Raw genomic sequence first — 17072 nt, 5'->3', positions numbered from 1 at the left:
TTCCCTCTTGGTATGTCCATTGGGACTTTATTAACTTACGATTCGGCCTGAAGGACCTTTTGAACATCATCCGGCGCGCCAACGGCTTTGCCCGCGATGTCACGATTGATCTTACGGATCATGCCAGACAATGCCTTGCCTGCGCCGATCTCCCATGTCTCGGTCACACCCTGCGCTGCCATGTACTGCACGCTTTCGCGCCAGCGGACCGAGCCTGTAACCTGCTCGACCAGCAACTGATGGATCAGGTCCGGGTCACTGACCGCTTCGGCGCGCACGTTGGCAACCAGCGGCACGGCAGGCGCCTTGATCTCCACGGCCGCCAAAGCTTCGGCCATCACATCAGCCGCGGGCTGCATCAGCGCACAATGGAACGGAGCACTCACCGGCAGCATTACCGCGCGCTTGGCGCCCTTTTCCTTTGCAATCTCAGCCGCGCGTTCCACGGCGGCCTTGGCACCCGACACCACAACCTGCGTCGGGTCGTTGTCATTCGCCGCCTGACAGACCTCGCCCTGCGCGGCCTCTTCGGCGACAGCACGGACAGCATCCAGATCAAGGCCCAGAATTGCAGCCATCGCACCTTCACCTACCGGCACGGCGCTTTGCATCGCCAGACCACGAGTGCGCAGCAAACGGGCCGTATCGGCAACAGAAAGTGCGCCAGCTGCCGCCAGTGCCGAATACTCACCCAGCGAATGTCCAGCAACAAACGCTGCGTCGGTCACTGAGGCGCCCTCGGCCTCCAGCGCGCGCATTGCGGCGATCGAGGTCGCCATCAGCGCTGGCTGCGCGTTCTGCGTCAGCGTCAGTTCCGCAATATCACCTTCCCAGATCAGGCTGCTCAGCTTTTCACCCAGCGCCTCGTCGACCTCGTCGAAAACAGCCTGAGCTGCCGGGTAAGCCTCGGCCAGAGCCTTGCCCATTCCGATGGTTTGGGCGCCCTGCCCCGGAAAAACAAATGCGCGTGTCATTGCGACCTCTTGGATGACGTTAGGTTGCGGCGGGGTGTAAACCGTGTGACCGCTCGGCACAAGCTTTGCCTGACCTCTGCACTTTGGCACTGTGACTGTGCGTGTCTCGCTATTGCGTCCTGATCCCATAGCCTTAACTTGATCCCAGCCACCCCATCTCGGAGCAAATGATGCCCTCGACCAATACGTTTTCCAGCTATGGCAGCGTGACCAAAACCTTTCACTGGCTCACAGCCCTGCTAATATTCACTGCCCTGCCGCTGGGTTGGTTCGCCAATCAGTTGGCTCATGCCATCTATGACCCCAACATCGCAACTACCGAAGCTGATATCATCTGGGCCGCGCGGCTTTTCACCGCCCACAAGACTGTGGGTGTCACTGTGTTTTTCGTCGCCCTTGCTCGAATCCTTTGGGCCATGACGCAAACCAAACCCGGCCTTCTGAACGCAGACAACAAGCCCGAGGCTTTCGCGGCCGAAACCGTGCACTGGATGCTTTATGCCTCACTGATTTTGGTGCCACTGACCGGTTGGATCCATCATGCAGCCTCGGAAGGGTTTGCACCAATTCTGTGGCCATTCGGGCAGAACCTGCCCTTCGTGCCCAAATCACCCTATCTGGCCGAGGTCACGGCTGGTTTGCATTGGCTGTTTATCATGGTTCTTGCTGGCTCATTGCTGCTGCACATCGCCGGAGCGCTCAAACATCACGTAATCGACAAAGACAGCACCTTGCGGCGGATGCTGCCGGGACAGTTCGATGCCCCGCACCCTCCTGATCAGCACCATTCCGCTGTCCCTGCTTTGGCCGCCTTAGCGATTTGGGGCGCGGTGCTGGCTGTTGGCTGGTCCAACGGTGTCTTCTCGGACCACTCTGCCGCTGCAACCGATACGGCCGAACTGACAGAGGTACAGTCGGGCTGGCAAATTCAGGACGGCACCCTGTCCATCACCATAACTCAGTTGGGTAATCCGGTGACCGGCGGCTTTGCAGATTGGACTGCCGCAATCGCTTTCGAAGATCCATCTGAACCAGGGTTGGCTGGTACGGTTGACGTCACGATAACCATCCCATCTCTGACTATTGGAACTGTCACGGGTCAGGCATTGGGTGCAGATTTCTTTGACAGCGCCCAGTTCCCGACAGCCAAATTCAAAGCCGACATCTATAAAACCGACTCCGGATACGAGGCACGTGGCCCACTGACCATTCGCGACAAGTCCTTGGACGTGGTTCTGCCATTTGCTCTGGACATACAGGGCAATACCGCCACCGTATCCGGCCAGCTGGAGCTGAACCGAATGGATTACGATGTCGGCATCTCCCAGCCAACCGAGGAATCCCTAGGCTTTGGTGTCGTAGTATCAGTCGATCTGACAGCTGAGCGTCAGGAATAAAAAAAAACCGCCGGGGGCTGCCCCGACGGTTTCATTTCAGATAGTAGGACTTTGCTTGATTAGCCGCCTACGCCTTCAGCCTTCTGTGCTTCGATCGAAATCCGAATTTCGACCTCATCGCTAACAAAGGGTGCGAACTGGCCCAGATCGAAATCGCTGCGGACCAGCGTTGTGGTCGCGTCGAACCCGGCCCATGGCTTGTTCGCCATCGGGTGATCGCCCACCTGATTCAGCGTTGCGTCCAGAACAACCGATTTGGTCACACCGTTCATGGTCAGATCACCGGTGATATTGGCGGTGTTTTCGCCTGTCACCTCGATGGCCGTCGACGTGAAAGTCACCAGATCACCTTCGTCGGCACCAAAGAAATCCTCGGTCATAAAATGGTCTTCGCGCGGCTTCCAACCTGTGATCATTTCTACAACCGGGATCGAGACGGTCACGCTGGACGCGGCAGGGTCGTCCTGATCGAACATGATCTCGCCCTCAAAGCCCGAGAACATGCCGGTTGTGGTCGAATAGCCCAGATGGTTGTAGCTAAAGACAACTTGGCTGTGGCTGGGGTCCAGAACGTATTTCTCGGCGCTGGCAAATGCCGACGTCGCCGACACAGCAAGAGCAGCAGCAAGAAGGGTGGATTTCATGACAATCTCCGTTTTATTTGAGTATGTTTATGAGCAATCCGGTTGGGTTGCTCGTAAGTAAATGTGCTGTGCAACAGCAGCACACAAGTCCAACTGACTCACAATCTCTGTTCTTTTTTGAACAGAAATGCTTTTGGGCAATCATTGCTGATCTTTGGCTCATTTGGGCGAAAATACTCGGCAGACATCCGCCGACTCCAGCAGACTTCTTTCAAAAACCTGCCGTCAGCGTTCACCAAACTCGCTTATTAGCCGTCGAAGCGCACCGCCCGAAGAAGCGCGTGTTTCAATCGATTACTGAGCCTTCAGTTCCGCATTGATGACGATTTCCAGCTCGTCGCCGTTTGGCGGGAAGAATGCGCCCATTTCCCAATCCGAGGCCTTGATCTTGGTGGTCGCTGAGATGCCCAACCACTGGCCCTTGTAGTAATCGAAGAACTGCCCAACCGGATGTTCACCGTATCCATTGACGGTCACTTCGAAAGTTGCCGGTTTCGAAACATCCTTGATTGTCAGATCACCAACGACATTGAGCGTGTTGTCACCTGTCTGTTCTACCGAAGTCGAAACGAATTGAACAACTGGGAAGTTCGCTTCGTTGAACAAAGCCTCGCCCACTATGTCCGAATTAAACTGATCGTTCCCCGTTACAACGCTGCTTACCGGAATGCTGAAGTTGGCTTTTGCATCCGCAACGGCGCCTTCGGTAAATTCCAGCTCACCTTCAACGGTTCCAAACTCGATGGATTGCCGCGAAAACCCGGCGTGAGAGTAGTACACCCGAACTTCAGTGTGACCCGGATCCACTTTCCAGGTTTCTGCAAATGCTGATGAAGCCATTGCCGCGGCGGCGAACATCGTGGTGGCAAATAAGTTGGTTTTCATAACAATCTCCGCAAAATGAAGGGCGCAAACCTATTTGGATGCACATAAACGAAGATGTGCTGCCCAAGGGCAGCACGCAACCTGTAATCACTCACAGCATCTGTTCCCAGATGAACAGAATAATTTCTAGGCGAAGATTGTTACACTTCCGCTAAGTTGCCCCTTGAGGGCCCGGCTAACGTCGGCCGATTGCAGCGGCAGTTTCATCAGCAGGCTGCCATCAACATCGAACAGTTCGACCTGATCATCTGCGAAACGTGCTCCGCCCAATGTATCATAGCTGCGACGCAGAACCGTTTGAGGGCGGCCATTCTCGTTCTTTTGCAAAACCCGAACTTCTTGGCGAATGGGATCAAAGTAAGCGTCCGGGCGGGCATCCAGCACCTGAACGGTCAGCAAGCTGACACCGACCAGCAGAAACAGCAGCGACGAAGCAAGCTTGATCGGCCATACCTCGGCGGCCATTGCCGAGCCAGGCACCAACCACATGGAGAAGGCCATCATGACCAGAAAGGCACCTACCACCCGAGCGAGTATCATCCGAACTTTCCAGTTTGGCGCGAAAGCGATTAAGACAGGTACAGATTTCTCATAGCCCGTGTTGGTCGCAGTTTCTCCGAATGCATTCGTATTCATGACACTCATATCTCTCGCCCTGTTTTCAGGTTGCCGTTCTGGGTTCCGTCGGTTCGGATCGTCCCCGGTATGGAAAACAACTTTGAGCCGAAAAGCGTCAGGAATTGGGCAAGCCAATGTTAATTGGTTGTTAATAGCGCGACGATGCCAAGGCGTCGGAGCGGGTCTTGCCCCCCCCGCTGAAACGTGTATATGGGGCCATCCTTCGCAAATCACGTGAATCGCGCAGCCTCTCGTGGCAGGGTCGCGAAGGACCAGATGGCCCCGCCTATGAAATGCGCCTTGATATAAACAGGAGTGCACATGCCACTGTATGAGCATGTAATGATCGCGCGTCAGGACCTGTCCAACGCGCAGGCAGAAAGCCTCGTCGAACATTTCGGCACCGTTCTGGCTGACAATGGCGGCAACGTCGTCGACAGCGAGTACTGGGGCGTCAAGACGATGGCCTACAAGATCAACAAAAACCGCAAAGGCCACTATGCCTTCCTGAAGACCGACGCCCCCGCTGGTGCCGTTCAGGAAATGGAACGCCTGATGCGCCTGCATGAAGACGTCATGCGCGTTCTGACCATCAAGGTCGACGAGCATGCCGAGGGCCCCTCGGTCCAGATGCAGAAGCGCGATGAGCGCGAAGGCCGCCGCGAGCGCCGCTGATCAACGCCTGACGAAAGGACATAAACCATGGCCGCAAAACCATTTTTCCGCCGCCGCAAGGTCTGCCCGTTCTCGGGTGAGAACGCGCCGAAAATCGACTACAAAGACACTCGTCTGCTGCAGCGCTACATCTCTGAGCGCGGCAAGATCGTACCTTCGCGCATCACCGCCGTTTCGGCGAAAAAGCAGCGTGAACTGGCCCGTGCTATCAAGCGCGCCCGCTTCCTCGCCCTGCTGCCCTACGCCGTGAAGTAAGGAGAGACTGACATGCAAGTTATCCTGCTGGAACGCGTTGCGAAACTGGGTCAGATGGGCGACGTCGTTGACGTCAAGTCTGGCTACGCCCGCAACTTCCTGCTGCCCCAGGGCAAAGCACTGAGCGCATCGGACGCCAACATCGCGTCGTTCGAAGCCCAGAAAGCGCAGCTTGAGGCCCGCAACTTGGAAACCAAGAAAGAAGCTGAAGCACTGGCTGAAAAGCTGGACGGTCAGCAGTTCATCGTGATTCGCTCGGCATCGGATGCCGGCGCTCTGTACGGCTCGGTCACCCCGCGTGACGCCGCAGAGGCCGCAACCGAAGCAGGTTTCACCGTCGATAAGAAACAGGTCGTTCTGATCGCTCCGATCAAGGAACTGGGCCTGCACTCTCTGGCGGTTAAGCTGCACCCCGAGGTTGAAGTCGAGATCAAAATGAACGTCGCTCGCTCGGAAGAAGAAGCCGAGCTGCAGGCGTCGGGCAAGTCGATCCAGGAACTGGCTGCTGAAGAAGAAGCCGCCGCTGAATTCGAAATCGCCGAGCTGTTTGACGATATCGGTTCCGCTGCTTCGGATGATGACGATCTGGTTGCTGAAGAAGCCCCGGCTGAAGAAGACGAAGCCAAAGCCTGATCCGGCTCAACTAACGAACAAGAAGGCCGCACCAGTTGTGCGGCCTTTTTTCATGCCTGCACTAGACCGGCAAAATTCAGCCAGATTCCAGCCCTATGCTTGCAGCTGGTGCGTTGCTTTCTATCATCGCGCCCTGAAATTCGGAGTACACAGATGATATCTATCTTGCGCCGCAGCGTACTCGCCATGCTGCTTTCCATCCCCATAGCTGCCTGCGGCGGCCCCGAGACACCCACACAGGATGCGTTCGATCCACCTCTATACCCTAATGAAACCCCTGAGCTAAGGGCGTCGATTAACAAGTGGGCGGATCACTACGAACTGCCGCGCGAACTTGTGCACAAGCTGGCGATCCGGGAAAGCACGCACCGCCCGTGGGCTGTGAACCGGCCCTATTACGGCCTGCTGCAAATTCTGCCCGCGACGGCTCGCTCCATGGGGTACTCCGGTAACGCACAGGGGTTGCTGGACGCGGATACAAACCTGGAATTTGCTGGCAAGTATCTGCGTGGCGCGTGGTTGTTGTCGGACGGTGATCAGCAAAGAGCCATTTTTCTGTATGCCAAGGGGTATTATCCCGAAGCCAAGGCCCAAGGTATGCTGGTCGAAACCGGACTGGAACCACAATAGATCTCTGGCAAATCGCGACATGACACTCGATTTCAGACAAGAAACCGCTTCAGGATAGGTGGATTATTGCCGACATCGGCATGTGTCGGGTACTTTTGTTGCTTGAAGAACGCATTGTGCCTGTACGAAACGAACTATTCCCTTGTAGTTACCCCATAGGTTGACGCAACGTAGACCTTAGGAAGTACAGACTTGGCGCTCGTGGGGATGATGGGCGTCGCTGCAAAGGTTGGACAGGTGAAACTCATAGACTTGGCCGCAATCGACCACGAGGAGAAGTCGGCTGCAGACATCATAAACTCCGTATGTGAGGAGTTGGGTTTTGATTATGCCTCTTACGCGACCATGAACCCGGTCAAAGGGGATGTTCAAGGCTACGCCAACTACCCGGACGAATGGAAAATCCACTATGGTAGCCAGGGCTTTCATCACTTTGACCCAACCTTGTACAAGTCTGCACTCAGCATCGCGCCCGTGGATTGGGCACGGTTCGATCAGGATGAAAAGTTCAACTCCGTCTTTCGGGATGCCCATGATTTTGGGATTACTTCACGCGGTTTAACTGTTCCCGTCCGTGGCCCATACGGTGAATGCGGCTTGCTGAACGTCACCCGGGATTGTTCAGATGCCGAATGGGAGAAGCTGAAGAAAAACGTCATGGGCGACCTTCAGCTGGCAGCTGTCCAGGCACACGACACAGTCATGCAATCCGGCCTTCTTTCCAAGGCCCTGTACTTACCAGCGCTTTCCACGCGCGAAAAAGAAATCCTGCAATGGGTAGCCGTTGGAAAATCTCAGCAGGATATCGGAGACATCCTATCCATCTCCCACCGAACCGTTGAGGTTCACATGCGATCCGGTCGCGAAAAGCTGGGTGCGTTAACCACGCCTCAAGCCATAGGCCGAGCCATCGGCTTGGGCATAATCGCACCTGGATAAGCAAAAAAACCGCAAAAATACGGGATACCCCCAATAGCCCCTGATCACAACTTGGTTAACTTTGAGTTCACGGTAACCAGACTGCAGGGGGATGGATATGATCATCGTAATTGATGGTATCAACCAACATAAATTTAGTGATGTCCTAGACGAGATGTTCAAGCTCCGCGCGCGCGTGTTCGGAGATCGGTTGGGCTGGGAAGTCAATATCAAGGACGGGCGCGAACGCGACATGTTCGACGACCTTAATCCGACACATGTGGTCAGCATCGACGATGATGGGGAAGTCGTCGGATGCATGCGCCTGTTGCAAACGACAGGCCCACATATGCTTGCGGACGTCTTCAACTCGATTTTGGATGGCGAACCACCGCTGCGCAGCACACAGGTGTGGGAAGCCACCCGGTTCTGCGTCGACACGAAAAAGCTTGGCCGCGGTCGTGGCAAGAACTCGGTCTCATATGTCACCAGCGAAGTGATGATCGGCTCGTTCGAGTACGCCAAAACTGCGGGTGTGCTGGATTCTATCGCTGTGATCGACCCAGTCATGAACCGCGTCCTGCAACGCTCGGGCAACGCGCCGTACGACTATCTTGGCACGGCCAAACCTATGGGCAAAGTGGTCGCAATGGCTGCGATGATGGATTGTTCAGAAGAAAGGATCTCCGGCATCCGCGAGTATGCGGGCATCGAGCATGATGTCTTTCTGACCGACGAACAGGCAGTAGCACGCTTCGCCCGAAGCAACACCGCCAAGCCAGCGAATTCCAATCACCAACCGCTGACTGGGCTGGAAAGCTACTTTGTCGAACAGATGCATTCGGCAAGAACGAAACACGAAGTCGAGGCCGTTCTGAAACTGATCGAAGCGCTCTCAGATCGTTTCACGCCAGAGCAGAAGTTTGCTCTGCTAAGTACCCCCCGTGCTTTTGCTCATGAGGCCTGACCCCCTCACCTCATAAGTACAAAAGCCACCCACCGGAGCCGTCTGATTTACAGGCGGCTCCGCTTTTTTAAACCCATTCCGTAGGATGGGCAGACGAGGATTACTCCTCGTCCAGTGCCTCAACGGCTTTCTGCAGGTCGTCTTTGCTGACTTCCTTGTCCGCGACCTGAGCCAGTTCGACGATGTAGTCGATGACCTTGTCTTCGAAGATCGGCGCGCGCAACTGCTGCTGCATCTGAGCGTTCTGCTGCACGAATTCAAAGAACTGACGTTCCTGACCCGGGTACTGACGCGCCTGGTTCATGATCGCCTGGGTCATCTCGGCATCGGTGACTTCCACCTCGGCCTTCTGACCCAACTCGGCCAGCAGCAGGCCCAGGCGCACACGGCGTTCGGCCAGCTTGTTGTGCTCGTCGGTCGGCTCGATCTCACCGTGGTCGTGGCCTTCCACTTCCGGGTTTTCTTCGTGCCACAGCTGGTGTGATATCTGCTTGGCTTCAGCTTCAACCAGCGACGGCGGAAGGTCGAAGGAAACCTTCTCGTCCAGAATGTCCAGCAGAGCACGCTTCATGACCGCGCGCGACGCACCAGTGTACTCGGCCTCCAGACGCTCGGCGATCTGGCCTTTCAGCGCTTCCAGATCCTCGGCGCCAAATTTGGTTGCCAGCTCGTCGTTGATCTCGGCAGCGACGGGCTCTTTCACTTCTTTCACGGTGCACGTGAAGACAGCATCTTTACCGGCCAGATGCTCAGCGCCGTATTCCTCGGGGAAGGTGACGTTGACGTCTTTTTCTTCCTCGACTTTCACGCCAACCAGTTGCTCTTCGAAGCCGGGAATGAAGCTGTTGGACCCCAGAACCAGCGGATAGTCTTCGGCTGAACCGCCTTCGAATTCTTCGCCGTCAACCTTACCCACAAAGTTGATAACAACCTGATCGCCATCTTTTGCCTTGGAGCCCTTGCGACGCGCTTTGAAATCCTGCGCGGTTTCGGCCAGGCTTTGCAGCGCTTCTTCCACGGCTGCGTCGTCGGCTTTGACGACCAGTTTCTCCAGTTCGACCGACTTCAGGTCGACTTCCGGAATCTCAGGCAGCGCCTCATAGGACATCGCTACCTCGACGTCGTCGCCTTCTTTCCAATCTTCGTTGGTCATCTTGACTTCGGGCTGCAGCGCCGGACGCTCACCGCTGTCTTCAAAGTGCTTGCTCATGGCGCCGTCGATGCTTTCCTGCATCGCTTCGCCCAGCAGGCGCTGACCAAACTGCTTTTTCAGCAGCGCCATCGGCACCTTGCCTTTACGGAAACCCTTCATCTCGATTTCAGGCTGCGCTTCGACCAGTTTTTCATTCACTTTGTCGTCCAGCTCAGCCGCGGATACGACGATGTTGTAGCCGCGTTTCAGACCTTCGTTCAGCGTCTCGGTAACCTGCATTATGGTAGTCCCCATAGGATTCGGGGCGCGCAAAAAGGGCGCGCCGGGCAAATTTGACGCCTTCTATTTGCCCAGCCGCCTGCGTGCAAGGGGCAATGCCCCGATCAGCCTTGTTTTGCCGTCGATTTGAACAAAAAAACGCCCCGGAAAGAACCGGGGCGTCTTTGAAACAAACAGGGTCAGATCAGAACTTCCAACGTGCACCCAATACCCAAGCCTCGTTGTTGTCGAACGAGGTGCCGTCATCGAAGTCATGGTTACGGTACTTCAGATACGCGTCCGTGTTGATCGACTCGAATTTCTGCACCACTGCTATCCCCCAAGCTTCGGTGCTTGAACCGTCAGTGTCGAAATCCGAGCCGTCGAAATAGTCAATCCCGATGCCGGTCTTGCCCCAAGATACCCAGTCATCTTCATATGCAAGCTTTGCATACCAGTAATTTGGATCGCTGGCGTCGGTGGCGGTGTCATCGCGCGTACCCGCGGCGGCGGTAAAGCTGAACCCACTGGGGAACAGAACCGAGGCTGACCCGAGAGTGTCTTTTCTCTCGCCCGATATGTCATCATAGTCGCGAACCGCATAGGCAACACTTGCAGCGAATTCGATGCCGCCCGCAAAGGTGTTTTTGTAGAAAACGCCTATGTCGTAATAGGTATCATCATCACTGCTGGACAGAATGTTCTCACCATAGGCAATACCCGCTGAAAACCCATTAAAGTCCGGCGTATCATAACGAATTCGTCCACGGCGAGACCCATCTAGGTTGCTGCTCGAGGCGCCGACAGTGATATCGCTCAGGATTCCATCTGTGCCTCGGTAGAAGAAGGCCGAGTTTTCGTCATTCGTGAATGAATACAGAGTGGTACCCACATAAGAGAGGTCGGTTTCAGCCGCCCCGTCGGAAACCATGCTGCCCTGACCAGCCGAAAACTTACCATAGTTCCCCTTCAGTGCGAAATCGACATGGCGAAGGTCTTCCCGCGTCCAACCGCTGAAATCAGTGCCATCCTGGTTCCATTCTGTCGAATTCGGCAGGCCCAACGCGGTTTCAAACCGGAAAGTAAATTCGTTTGCACCATAGGGTTGCATCAAGCGCAGTCCGACCCGGCTGTTCGACAGGTCGTTGTCCAGAACGCGGGTATCCGTTTCCTCGCCGTCATCCACTGAAATCAGGGCCGGGTGCAACTGTCCGTACAACAGGACATAGCCGCCACTGTTGTTTTCGTATTTCAACTCTGCCGCGGCAGGAATTGCCGTCGTTGCGGCCAGAACCGCAGCTATCGAAGACAATTTTAGTTTCTGGGTCATTTCACTCACCTTGAAAATTCCGGCTATCAGTAACCCTACATCGCGCACATGTTACTAAGGTTCCAGCAACCTGCATTGATACTTTCGAACTATTGCATGCTTGCCACGCGGTCCGCGAAAAGCTGGAATTAATTCCTATCTGAATCAAAGAATTACCTGCGGTGTAACCGCAGCTGGAGGCCCCCTCCAAGAGGATTCTGACGTTCAGCCATGCATCTGGCAAACACTCGCTTTGATACCATGTCAAAGCGGTCGGCCAATTGCTGCCGACGACTCTGTCGATCGGCCAATTCCCGCCTAAACAATCATATATTCAGTTGTTTTAAGACTTTAGGCAGTTGATCGGGCAGATCTTCGGCAATCAAACCGGGCCCAAAACTGCGCGCACACTCAACATGCAGCCAAGCCGCCGTTTCAGCAGCTTGCATGGGCTCAAACCCCCGAGCCATCAGCCCGGTAATGAACCCCGCCAGCACATCGCCGGATCCAGCCGTCGCCAACCAAGGAGCCGCGCGCTCATACACCGCCGCATTGATCGAGCAACGACCGTCCGGTGCGGCGATCACAGTGTCCGGCCCCTTGAACAGGATCACACAGCCTGCCCGTTTGGCCGCATCTCGCGCTGCATCAACCTTGGAATAGGCTGGCCCTTTGGTTGGTATAGCCGCGAGCTTTTCGGCAATATCCGGAAACAGCCGCGCAAACTCGCCCCCATGCGGCGTTAAAACACATTTTTCGTGCAATTGAGCAAACAATGCTGAGGGATCATCCGCAAAAGCCGTCAGCGCATCCGCATCCAACACCGTTGCGCGTTTTGCGTCCAGAACAACCGGCGCCAACTCCCGTGCGCGCTCCAGCCCCAATCCGGGGCCAAGACACAGCGTATTCAGCCGTTCATCTAAAAGCACCTCGGACAAATCATCAGCGCCCTCAACTCTCTGCATCATGACGGCGGTCACCTGCGATGCGACTTCCATCTGGGCGGATAGAGGCACCCCCAATGTCACCAAACCAGATCCAACGCGCAAAGCACCCCGCGCCGCCAACCGCGCTGCACCGGTTTTCGAGGAGCAGCCTGAAAGGATGAGGGCATGGCCGTGAGTGAACTTGTGATGCTGTTTGAACTTGGGCAAGCGATAGAGTGGCAACCCACCCCATGTTCGCTCGTCCTTCACACGACCCGGTGGCTCGGCAAGGGTCAGAAAGGCAGGGCGGCTCCCCCCGCGAAAAGAAGTGGGGCCAAATGTGAAAGCGCTGTCATAAGGTTCACCGTTAAAGCGGCAACGCTGCATGGAAATGCCGATGTCTTTCACAACAAGCTTGCCACACAAATCCGGCCCTTGCGCCAGGAAATGCCCGGGCTTTGGGCTGTCGAAACAAACAGTCAACCACGCAAAACGGTCGTGCAAAGCACGCGCGCCGCCCGCACGGACAACCTTGTTCCGCATCTCTTCAGGAGCACTGTCCAAAAACTCGCGAGGCCATAGGTTCATAGGTTCTTGATGCAGCACACGTCCGCTGTCCAAACACAAGCCGGATGGGGCGTCAATGCTGACCATACGGTCGGCGTAATGGTCCCCGTTCACACCAGAAAGATGCCGAACGACCTTAAACAGCTCACCTTCCAAACCGCGTTTCAGTCCCGTCCCGAACAGAGCGTCAACGTAAAGGTCGGCAGAACCACTCTTTAGCATGTCCTGTTCAGTCAGCGGCACAACCTCCCCTAAACCCAGCCACCAATCGTAATTCACCCGCGCATCCGGCGGCAGCTTTTCCGGATCGCCGTAAAGAAAAACTTCGACCTCCCAGTTCTGCTCTTTCAGCAGCCGAGCAACAACAAAACCATCACCGCCGTTGTTCCCCGGCCCACACAATACCACGGCCCGACCAGAGGTTTTCTCCAACTCCGGCCATTCTTCGAATATCGCTTTGACAACACCCCGCCCGGCTCGCTCCATCAGCTCAAGGCCTGTCACCTCACCGGCGTCAATCGCGGCCTGTTCGATGGCGCGCATCTGCGCGGCTGTCAGCAATTCCGTCATCTCAAATCCCTCGGCGATTCAATTCTGATTACTTTTTAAGCAAGTCGTTCAAAAATTCACCTGCCGCCTATTTTCTCCGCACCTCTGCACGGTCATTTTCGCAATCGGATTGCCCACCGATCTTAGACGTGATCAGTCCCATCGTGACAAGTGCTATAGGGAGCCAGTGATGAAGAAGATCGAAGCGATCATCAAACCGTTCAAACTGGACGAAGTGAAAGAGGCGCTGCAAGACGTAGGTGTTCAGGGTCTCAGTGTGATCGAGGTCAAGGGGTTTGGGCGTCAAAAAGGCCATACGGAACTCTATCGCGGTGCGGAATACGTGGTCGACTTTTTGCCAAAGGTTAAGGTCGAGGTTGTGCTGGATGACGATCAGGTCGACGCCGCCATCGAGGCGATCGTTTCCGCCGCAAAGACCGACAAAATCGGCGACGGCAAGATCTTTGTCTCGCCCGTTGAACAAGCCATTCGCATTCGGACCGGCGAGACCGGTTCTGAAGCGCTGTAAATTAACTGAATACTGAAACATCTACCAGAAGGACAAAGGGAATGAGCGCAGAAGCAGTTCTCAAAACACTCCGCGATGAAGACGTCGCGTATGTTGATATCCGTTTCACCGACGTGCGTGGCAAACTGCAGCACGTGACTGTGGACGTGGATCTGGTCGACGAAGACTTCCTTGAAGAAGGCTTCATGTTCGACGGTTCCTCAATCGCAGGCTGGAAGTCGATCGAAAACTCGGACATGAAACTGATCGCCGACACCACGTCAGCATATATCGATCCCTTCTATGCCGAAAAAACGCTATGCCTGCACTGCTCGATTGTCGAGCCCGACACCGGCGAAGCCTATGGCCGTGACCCGCGCGGCACCGCGCAGAAGGCCGAAGCCTACCTGAAATCGTCGGGCATCGGTGATGTGGCCTACATGGGCCCAGAAGCTGAATTCTTCCTGTTTGATGATGTGCGTTTCTCGAACACTATCAACAAGGTATCCTTCGAAGTTGATGCAACCGACGCATCTTGGAACACCGATACCGAATACGAGATGGGCAACATGGGCCACCGTCCCGGCGTCAAGGGTGGCTACTTCCCGGTCAACCCGATCGACGAAGCGCAAGACCTGCGCTCCGAAATGCTGTCGACCATGAAGCGTCTGGGCATGAAGGTGGACAAGCACCACCACGAGGTTGCCTCGTGTCAGCACGAGTTGGGCCTGATCTTTGACAGCCTGACCAAGCAAGCCGACGAACTGCAGAAATACAAGTACGTCATCCACAACGTCGCGCATGCCTACGGCAAATCGGCCACGTTCATGCCGAAACCGATCTATGGCGACAACGGCACCGGCATGCACGTGAACATGTCGATCTGGAAAGACGGCAAGCCTCTGTTCGCTGGCGACAAATACGCAGACCTGTCGGACGAAGCGCTGTACTTCATCGGCGGCATCCTGAAGCACGCCAAAACGCTGAACGCCTTCACCAACCCGGCGACCAACAGTTACAAGCGTCTGATCCCGGGCTTTGAAGCTCCTGTTCTGCGCGCCTACTCGGCCCGCAACCGCTCGGGTTGTGTTCGTATTCCGTGGACTGAAAGCCCGAAAGCCAAGCGCGTTGAAGCTCGCTTCCCTGACCCAGCTGCGAACCCCTACCTGGCATTTGCCGCACTGCTCATGGCTGGTCTGGACGGCATCAAGAACAAGATCGATCCGGGCGAAGCCATGGACAAGAACCTGTACGATCTGCCTGCCGAAGAACTGGCCGATATCCCGACCGTCTGCGGCAGCTTGCGCGAAGCTCTGGAAGCTCTGGCATCGGATCACGACTTCCTGCTGCAGGGCGACGTGTTCACCAAGGACCAGATCGACGGCTACATCGCACTGAAGATGGAAGAAGTCGAAACCTACGAGCACACCCCGCACCCGGTTGAATACGGCATGTACTACAGCTGCTAATCCGGTTGCAGAGTCACTATGGCAAGGGCGTCCATTTGGGCGCCCTTGTTTCATTCCGCACGATCTTTCACACTCGGGTCACCCGGCCAGGAGCGATCGTATGCCTTCAGATAACCCCTTTTCCAATTACACCGACTTTGTAACTTCGACCGAAGAGCTTGAGCAGATAACCGGCGCGCCCCTACCCCAGATCATCGCCAAAGAGCTATCGGCGCTGGATCAGATGTGCCGCGACTTTATCGCCAAGTCCACGTTTTGCCTGATTGCATCGGCCAACCCCGAAGGCCATCTGGACATCTCCCCTCGCGGTGATCCCGAGGGTTTCGTACAAGTGCTGTCGGATGCACTGATCGCAATCCCAGACCGCCCCGGCAACAAGCGCGTGGACACGTTTCACAATGTCCTGCGGGACCCGCGCGTAAGCCTGATTTTCTTCGTTCCCGGCAAAATGGAAACGCTGCGCATTCGAGGATCGGCGCGCATCAGCAAGGATCCAAAGTTGCTTGAAAGCATGGCGGTCAACGACCACGCCCCCAAACTGTCTCTATTAGTTCATATCGAGACGGTTTTTGCCCACTGCCCCAAATGCGTCATTCGTTCGAACCTTTGGAAACCCGAAGCTTGGCCGGATTCGTCGGACCTGCCCAACATGAACGCAATGATGGTCAAGCATGCCAAGATCAACAAAACACCCGAGGAGTGGTTCGAAACCCTAAAAGGCACGGACGAACTAGACCTGTATTAACGCCTTTGCTGATAAGGAAATGCAGCGTACCCTTTTCTCAGCATTTTAGTGACCTGGATTTTGTCGATGCTTCGATTTGTACTTTTGTTCGTTCTGGCCCTGCCCTCCTACGCGGCTGCAGCGCCCTGTGGTAACACCAGCAATGGCTTTGATGCCTGGAAACAGGATTTTGCAAAACAGGCCAAGCGCGCAGGCGTAAAGAAAAAAGGGCTGCAGGCACTGGCCCAAAGCCAATACGCCACCCGTACCATTACAGCAGACCGCAATCAAAAAAGCTTCAAATACTCGCTGGACAAATTCATGCAGATCCGCGGCGCTGACACTATCGTTGCTCAGGGGCGCAAGCGCAAAGCCCGCAACCCACAGTTCTACGCCGCGTTGGAACGCCAATATGGTGTCCCTAGCGGCGTGCTTATCGCTATTCACGGAATGGAAACGGGCTTTGGGAATTTTATGGGCGACAGTCAGGTTGTTTCAGCAATCACGACGCTCGCCTATGATTGTCGCCGATCCGAGTTCTTTATTCCGCATGCTATCGGAGCACTCAAACTGGTCGATCAAGGCAGCATTACGACGGCCACCAAAGGGGCGAAGCATGGCGAATTGGGGCACACTCAGTTCCTGCCGGGCAACGCGCTGACCTATGGCGTCGATGCTACAGGCGACGGTTGGATCGATTTCTACAATATGACCGACGCGCTGGCCTCAACAGCCAATTTTCTGCGCCAGAAAGGGTGGAAACCGGGGCGCGGCTATCAACCGGGGCAGCCCAACTTTGAGGTGATCCAGAAATGGAACGCGGCCTCTGTCTACCAGCAATCCATCGCGATCATGGCAGCGCGAATCGACGGCTGACCTTTGCCACAAACTAAACTGCGCCTTCCTCAATCCAGCCACATTGTTGCCACAGACATCAAACGGCCCCTAAAATGCCTAGGTTTCCAATGAGTAATCAATCCAGGCGTTTTCTAATTTTTTTCCATTTTCGCCAA

19 protein-coding genes are annotated in these 17072 nt (G+C 55.5%); 12 read left to right on the top strand and 7 right to left on the bottom strand.

All coding sequences use genetic code 11. The annotated features are described in order from the left end of the window. Window positions 1-35: 35 nt before the first annotated feature. Window positions 36-974, bottom strand: a complete 939-nt coding sequence (gene fabD, locus ACR0D7_RS05865) for an ACP S-malonyltransferase (RefSeq protein WP_480678144.1) — start codon at window positions 972-974, stop codon at window positions 36-38. 170 nt (window positions 975-1144) lie between these two features. Here fabD and ACR0D7_RS05860 point away from each other — a divergent pair, with 170 nt between their 5' ends. After that, window positions 1145-2371, top strand: coding sequence for a cytochrome b/b6 domain-containing protein (locus tag ACR0D7_RS05860; protein ID WP_480678143.1), 1227 nt, complete (start codon window positions 1145-1147; stop codon window positions 2369-2371). A 59-nt stretch (window positions 2372-2430) separates the two neighbouring features. Here ACR0D7_RS05860 and ACR0D7_RS05855 read toward each other — a convergent pair whose 3' ends face one another. Further along, the gene (locus ACR0D7_RS05855) at window positions 2431-3015 is read right to left on the bottom strand and encodes a YceI family protein (RefSeq protein ID WP_480678142.1); all 585 of its coding nucleotides are present in this window, start codon (window positions 3013-3015) and stop codon (window positions 2431-2433) included. Between the two features lie 29 nt (window positions 3016-3044). On the opposite strand from ACR0D7_RS05855, the gene ACR0D7_RS05850 reads away from it, so the two are divergent. Next, window positions 3045-3335, top strand: coding sequence for a hypothetical protein (locus ACR0D7_RS05850; protein ID WP_480678140.1), 291 nt, complete (start codon window positions 3045-3047; stop codon window positions 3333-3335). On the opposite strand, the gene ACR0D7_RS05845 is transcribed toward ACR0D7_RS05850, so the two are convergent. After that, window positions 3310-3900 (bottom strand): YceI family protein, encoded by a 591-nt coding sequence (locus tag ACR0D7_RS05845; RefSeq protein WP_480678139.1) that lies wholly within the window; start codon window positions 3898-3900, stop codon window positions 3310-3312. The genes ACR0D7_RS05850 and ACR0D7_RS05845 overlap by 26 nt on opposite strands. Before the next feature lie 126 nt (window positions 3901-4026). Then, window positions 4027-4545 (bottom strand): hypothetical protein, encoded by a 519-nt coding sequence (locus tag ACR0D7_RS05840; protein ID WP_480678138.1) that lies wholly within the window; start codon window positions 4543-4545, stop codon window positions 4027-4029. Between the two features lie 294 nt (window positions 4546-4839). On the opposite strand from ACR0D7_RS05840, the gene rpsF reads away from it, so the two are divergent. The 6 genes from rpsF to ACR0D7_RS05810 all read left to right on the top strand — a co-directional run bounded on the left by rpsF (window position 4840) and on the right by ACR0D7_RS05810 (window position 8596). Continuing rightward, a complete protein-coding gene (rpsF, locus tag ACR0D7_RS05835) occupies window positions 4840-5193 on the top strand; it encodes a 30S ribosomal protein S6 (RefSeq protein WP_170382745.1) in 354 nt (117 codons plus the stop codon). 27 nt (window positions 5194-5220) lie between these two features. Next, window positions 5221-5448, top strand: coding sequence for a 30S ribosomal protein S18 (gene rpsR, locus ACR0D7_RS05830; RefSeq protein WP_005608650.1), 228 nt, complete (start codon window positions 5221-5223; stop codon window positions 5446-5448). Between the two features lie 12 nt (window positions 5449-5460). After that, entirely contained in the window at window positions 5461-6081 is a 621-nt protein-coding gene (gene rplI, locus ACR0D7_RS05825; RefSeq protein WP_480678137.1) for a 50S ribosomal protein L9, read from the top strand. Between the two features lie 153 nt (window positions 6082-6234). Then, window positions 6235-6711: a transglycosylase SLT domain-containing protein gene (locus ACR0D7_RS05820; RefSeq protein ID WP_480678136.1), complete on the top strand. Its 477-nt coding sequence runs from the start codon at window positions 6235-6237 to the stop codon at window positions 6709-6711. Between the two features lie 237 nt (window positions 6712-6948). Beyond that, on the top strand, window positions 6949-7650 hold the full coding sequence (locus ACR0D7_RS05815; protein WP_170383193.1) for a LuxR family transcriptional regulator: 702 nt from the start codon (window positions 6949-6951) through the stop codon (window positions 7648-7650). Window positions 7651-7747: 97 nt separating this feature from the next. Beyond that, a complete protein-coding gene (locus ACR0D7_RS05810; protein WP_170382739.1) occupies window positions 7748-8596 on the top strand; it encodes an acyl-homoserine-lactone synthase in 849 nt (282 codons plus the stop codon). A gap of 100 nt (window positions 8597-8696) precedes the next feature. On the opposite strand, the gene tig is transcribed toward ACR0D7_RS05810, so the two are convergent. The 3 genes from tig to ACR0D7_RS05795 form a co-directional block, all read right to left on the bottom strand. Continuing rightward, window positions 8697-10028, bottom strand: a complete 1332-nt coding sequence (tig, locus tag ACR0D7_RS05805; RefSeq protein ID WP_480678135.1) for a trigger factor — start codon at window positions 10026-10028, stop codon at window positions 8697-8699. 184 nt (window positions 10029-10212) lie between these two features. Beyond that, window positions 10213-11337, bottom strand: a complete 1125-nt coding sequence (locus tag ACR0D7_RS05800; RefSeq protein ID WP_480678134.1) for a porin — start codon at window positions 11335-11337, stop codon at window positions 10213-10215. A gap of 305 nt (window positions 11338-11642) precedes the next feature. Beyond that, on the bottom strand, window positions 11643-13379 hold the full coding sequence (locus ACR0D7_RS05795; protein WP_480678133.1) for an NAD(P)H-hydrate dehydratase: 1737 nt from the start codon (window positions 13377-13379) through the stop codon (window positions 11643-11645). Window positions 13380-13548: 169 nt separating this feature from the next. Here ACR0D7_RS05795 and ACR0D7_RS05790 point away from each other — a divergent pair, with 169 nt between their 5' ends. From ACR0D7_RS05790 to ACR0D7_RS05775, 4 genes are all read left to right on the top strand, one after another. Beyond that, window positions 13549-13887, top strand: a complete 339-nt coding sequence (locus tag ACR0D7_RS05790; protein WP_170325301.1) for a P-II family nitrogen regulator — start codon at window positions 13549-13551, stop codon at window positions 13885-13887. A 41-nt stretch (window positions 13888-13928) separates the two neighbouring features. Continuing rightward, window positions 13929-15335 carry a type I glutamate--ammonia ligase gene (gene glnA / locus ACR0D7_RS05785; protein WP_170382732.1) on the top strand — a complete coding sequence of 469 codons (1407 nt, stop codon included), beginning with the start codon at window positions 13929-13931 and terminating at the stop codon, window positions 15333-15335. Between the two features lie 100 nt (window positions 15336-15435). After that, the gene (locus ACR0D7_RS05780; protein ID WP_480678132.1) at window positions 15436-16080 is read left to right on the top strand and encodes an MSMEG_1061 family FMN-dependent PPOX-type flavoprotein; all 645 of its coding nucleotides are present in this window, start codon (window positions 15436-15438) and stop codon (window positions 16078-16080) included. A 66-nt stretch (window positions 16081-16146) separates the two neighbouring features. Beyond that, window positions 16147-16935 (top strand): lytic murein transglycosylase, encoded by a 789-nt coding sequence (locus ACR0D7_RS05775; protein ID WP_480678131.1) that lies wholly within the window; start codon window positions 16147-16149, stop codon window positions 16933-16935. Window positions 16936-17072 lie beyond the last annotated feature (137 nt).

The organism is Ruegeria sp. BB7 (genome assembly GCF_056539365.1).
This window is presented reverse-complemented; position numbering and strand designations above follow the sequence as displayed.

What these genes read in the sequence shown, in the direction of transcription:
- glnA (WP_170382732.1), top strand. Translation starts at nt 13,929, where the DNA reads ATGAGCGCAGAAGCAGTTCTCAAAACACTCCGCGATGAAGACGTCGCG.
- rplI (WP_480678137.1), top strand. Translation starts at nt 5,461, where the DNA reads ATGCAAGTTATCCTGCTGGAACGCGTTGCGAAACTGGGTCAGATGGGC.
- tig (WP_480678135.1), bottom strand. Translation starts at nt 10,028, where the DNA reads ATGCAGGTTACCGAGACGCTGAACGAAGGTCTGAAACGCGGCTACAAC.
- ACR0D7_RS05780 (WP_480678132.1), top strand. Translation starts at nt 15,436, where the DNA reads ATGCCTTCAGATAACCCCTTTTCCAATTACACCGACTTTGTAACTTCG.
- ACR0D7_RS05795 (WP_480678133.1), bottom strand. Translation starts at nt 13,379, where the DNA reads ATGACGGAATTGCTGACAGCCGCGCAGATGCGCGCCATCGAACAGGCC.
- fabD (WP_480678144.1), bottom strand. Translation starts at nt 974, where the DNA reads ATGACACGCGCATTTGTTTTTCCGGGGCAGGGCGCCCAAACCATCGGA.
- ACR0D7_RS05775 (WP_480678131.1), top strand. Translation starts at nt 16,147, where the DNA reads ATGCTTCGATTTGTACTTTTGTTCGTTCTGGCCCTGCCCTCCTACGCG.
- rpsF (WP_170382745.1), top strand. Translation starts at nt 4,840, where the DNA reads ATGCCACTGTATGAGCATGTAATGATCGCGCGTCAGGACCTGTCCAAC.
- ACR0D7_RS05860 (WP_480678143.1), top strand. Translation starts at nt 1,145, where the DNA reads ATGCCCTCGACCAATACGTTTTCCAGCTATGGCAGCGTGACCAAAACC.
- ACR0D7_RS05855 (WP_480678142.1), bottom strand. Translation starts at nt 3,015, where the DNA reads ATGAAATCCACCCTTCTTGCTGCTGCTCTTGCTGTGTCGGCGACGTCG.
- ACR0D7_RS05845 (WP_480678139.1), bottom strand. Translation starts at nt 3,900, where the DNA reads ATGAAAACCAACTTATTTGCCACCACGATGTTCGCCGCCGCGGCAATG.
- ACR0D7_RS05820 (WP_480678136.1), top strand. Translation starts at nt 6,235, where the DNA reads ATGATATCTATCTTGCGCCGCAGCGTACTCGCCATGCTGCTTTCCATC.
- ACR0D7_RS05840 (WP_480678138.1), bottom strand. Translation starts at nt 4,545, where the DNA reads ATGAGTGTCATGAATACGAATGCATTCGGAGAAACTGCGACCAACACG.
- ACR0D7_RS05800 (WP_480678134.1), bottom strand. Translation starts at nt 11,337, where the DNA reads ATGACCCAGAAACTAAAATTGTCTTCGATAGCTGCGGTTCTGGCCGCA.
- ACR0D7_RS05810 (WP_170382739.1), top strand. Translation starts at nt 7,748, where the DNA reads ATGATCATCGTAATTGATGGTATCAACCAACATAAATTTAGTGATGTC.
- ACR0D7_RS05850 (WP_480678140.1), top strand. Translation starts at nt 3,045, where the DNA reads ATGAGCAATCCGGTTGGGTTGCTCGTAAGTAAATGTGCTGTGCAACAG.
- ACR0D7_RS05790 (WP_170325301.1), top strand. Translation starts at nt 13,549, where the DNA reads ATGAAGAAGATCGAAGCGATCATCAAACCGTTCAAACTGGACGAAGTG.
- rpsR (WP_005608650.1), top strand. Translation starts at nt 5,221, where the DNA reads ATGGCCGCAAAACCATTTTTCCGCCGCCGCAAGGTCTGCCCGTTCTCG.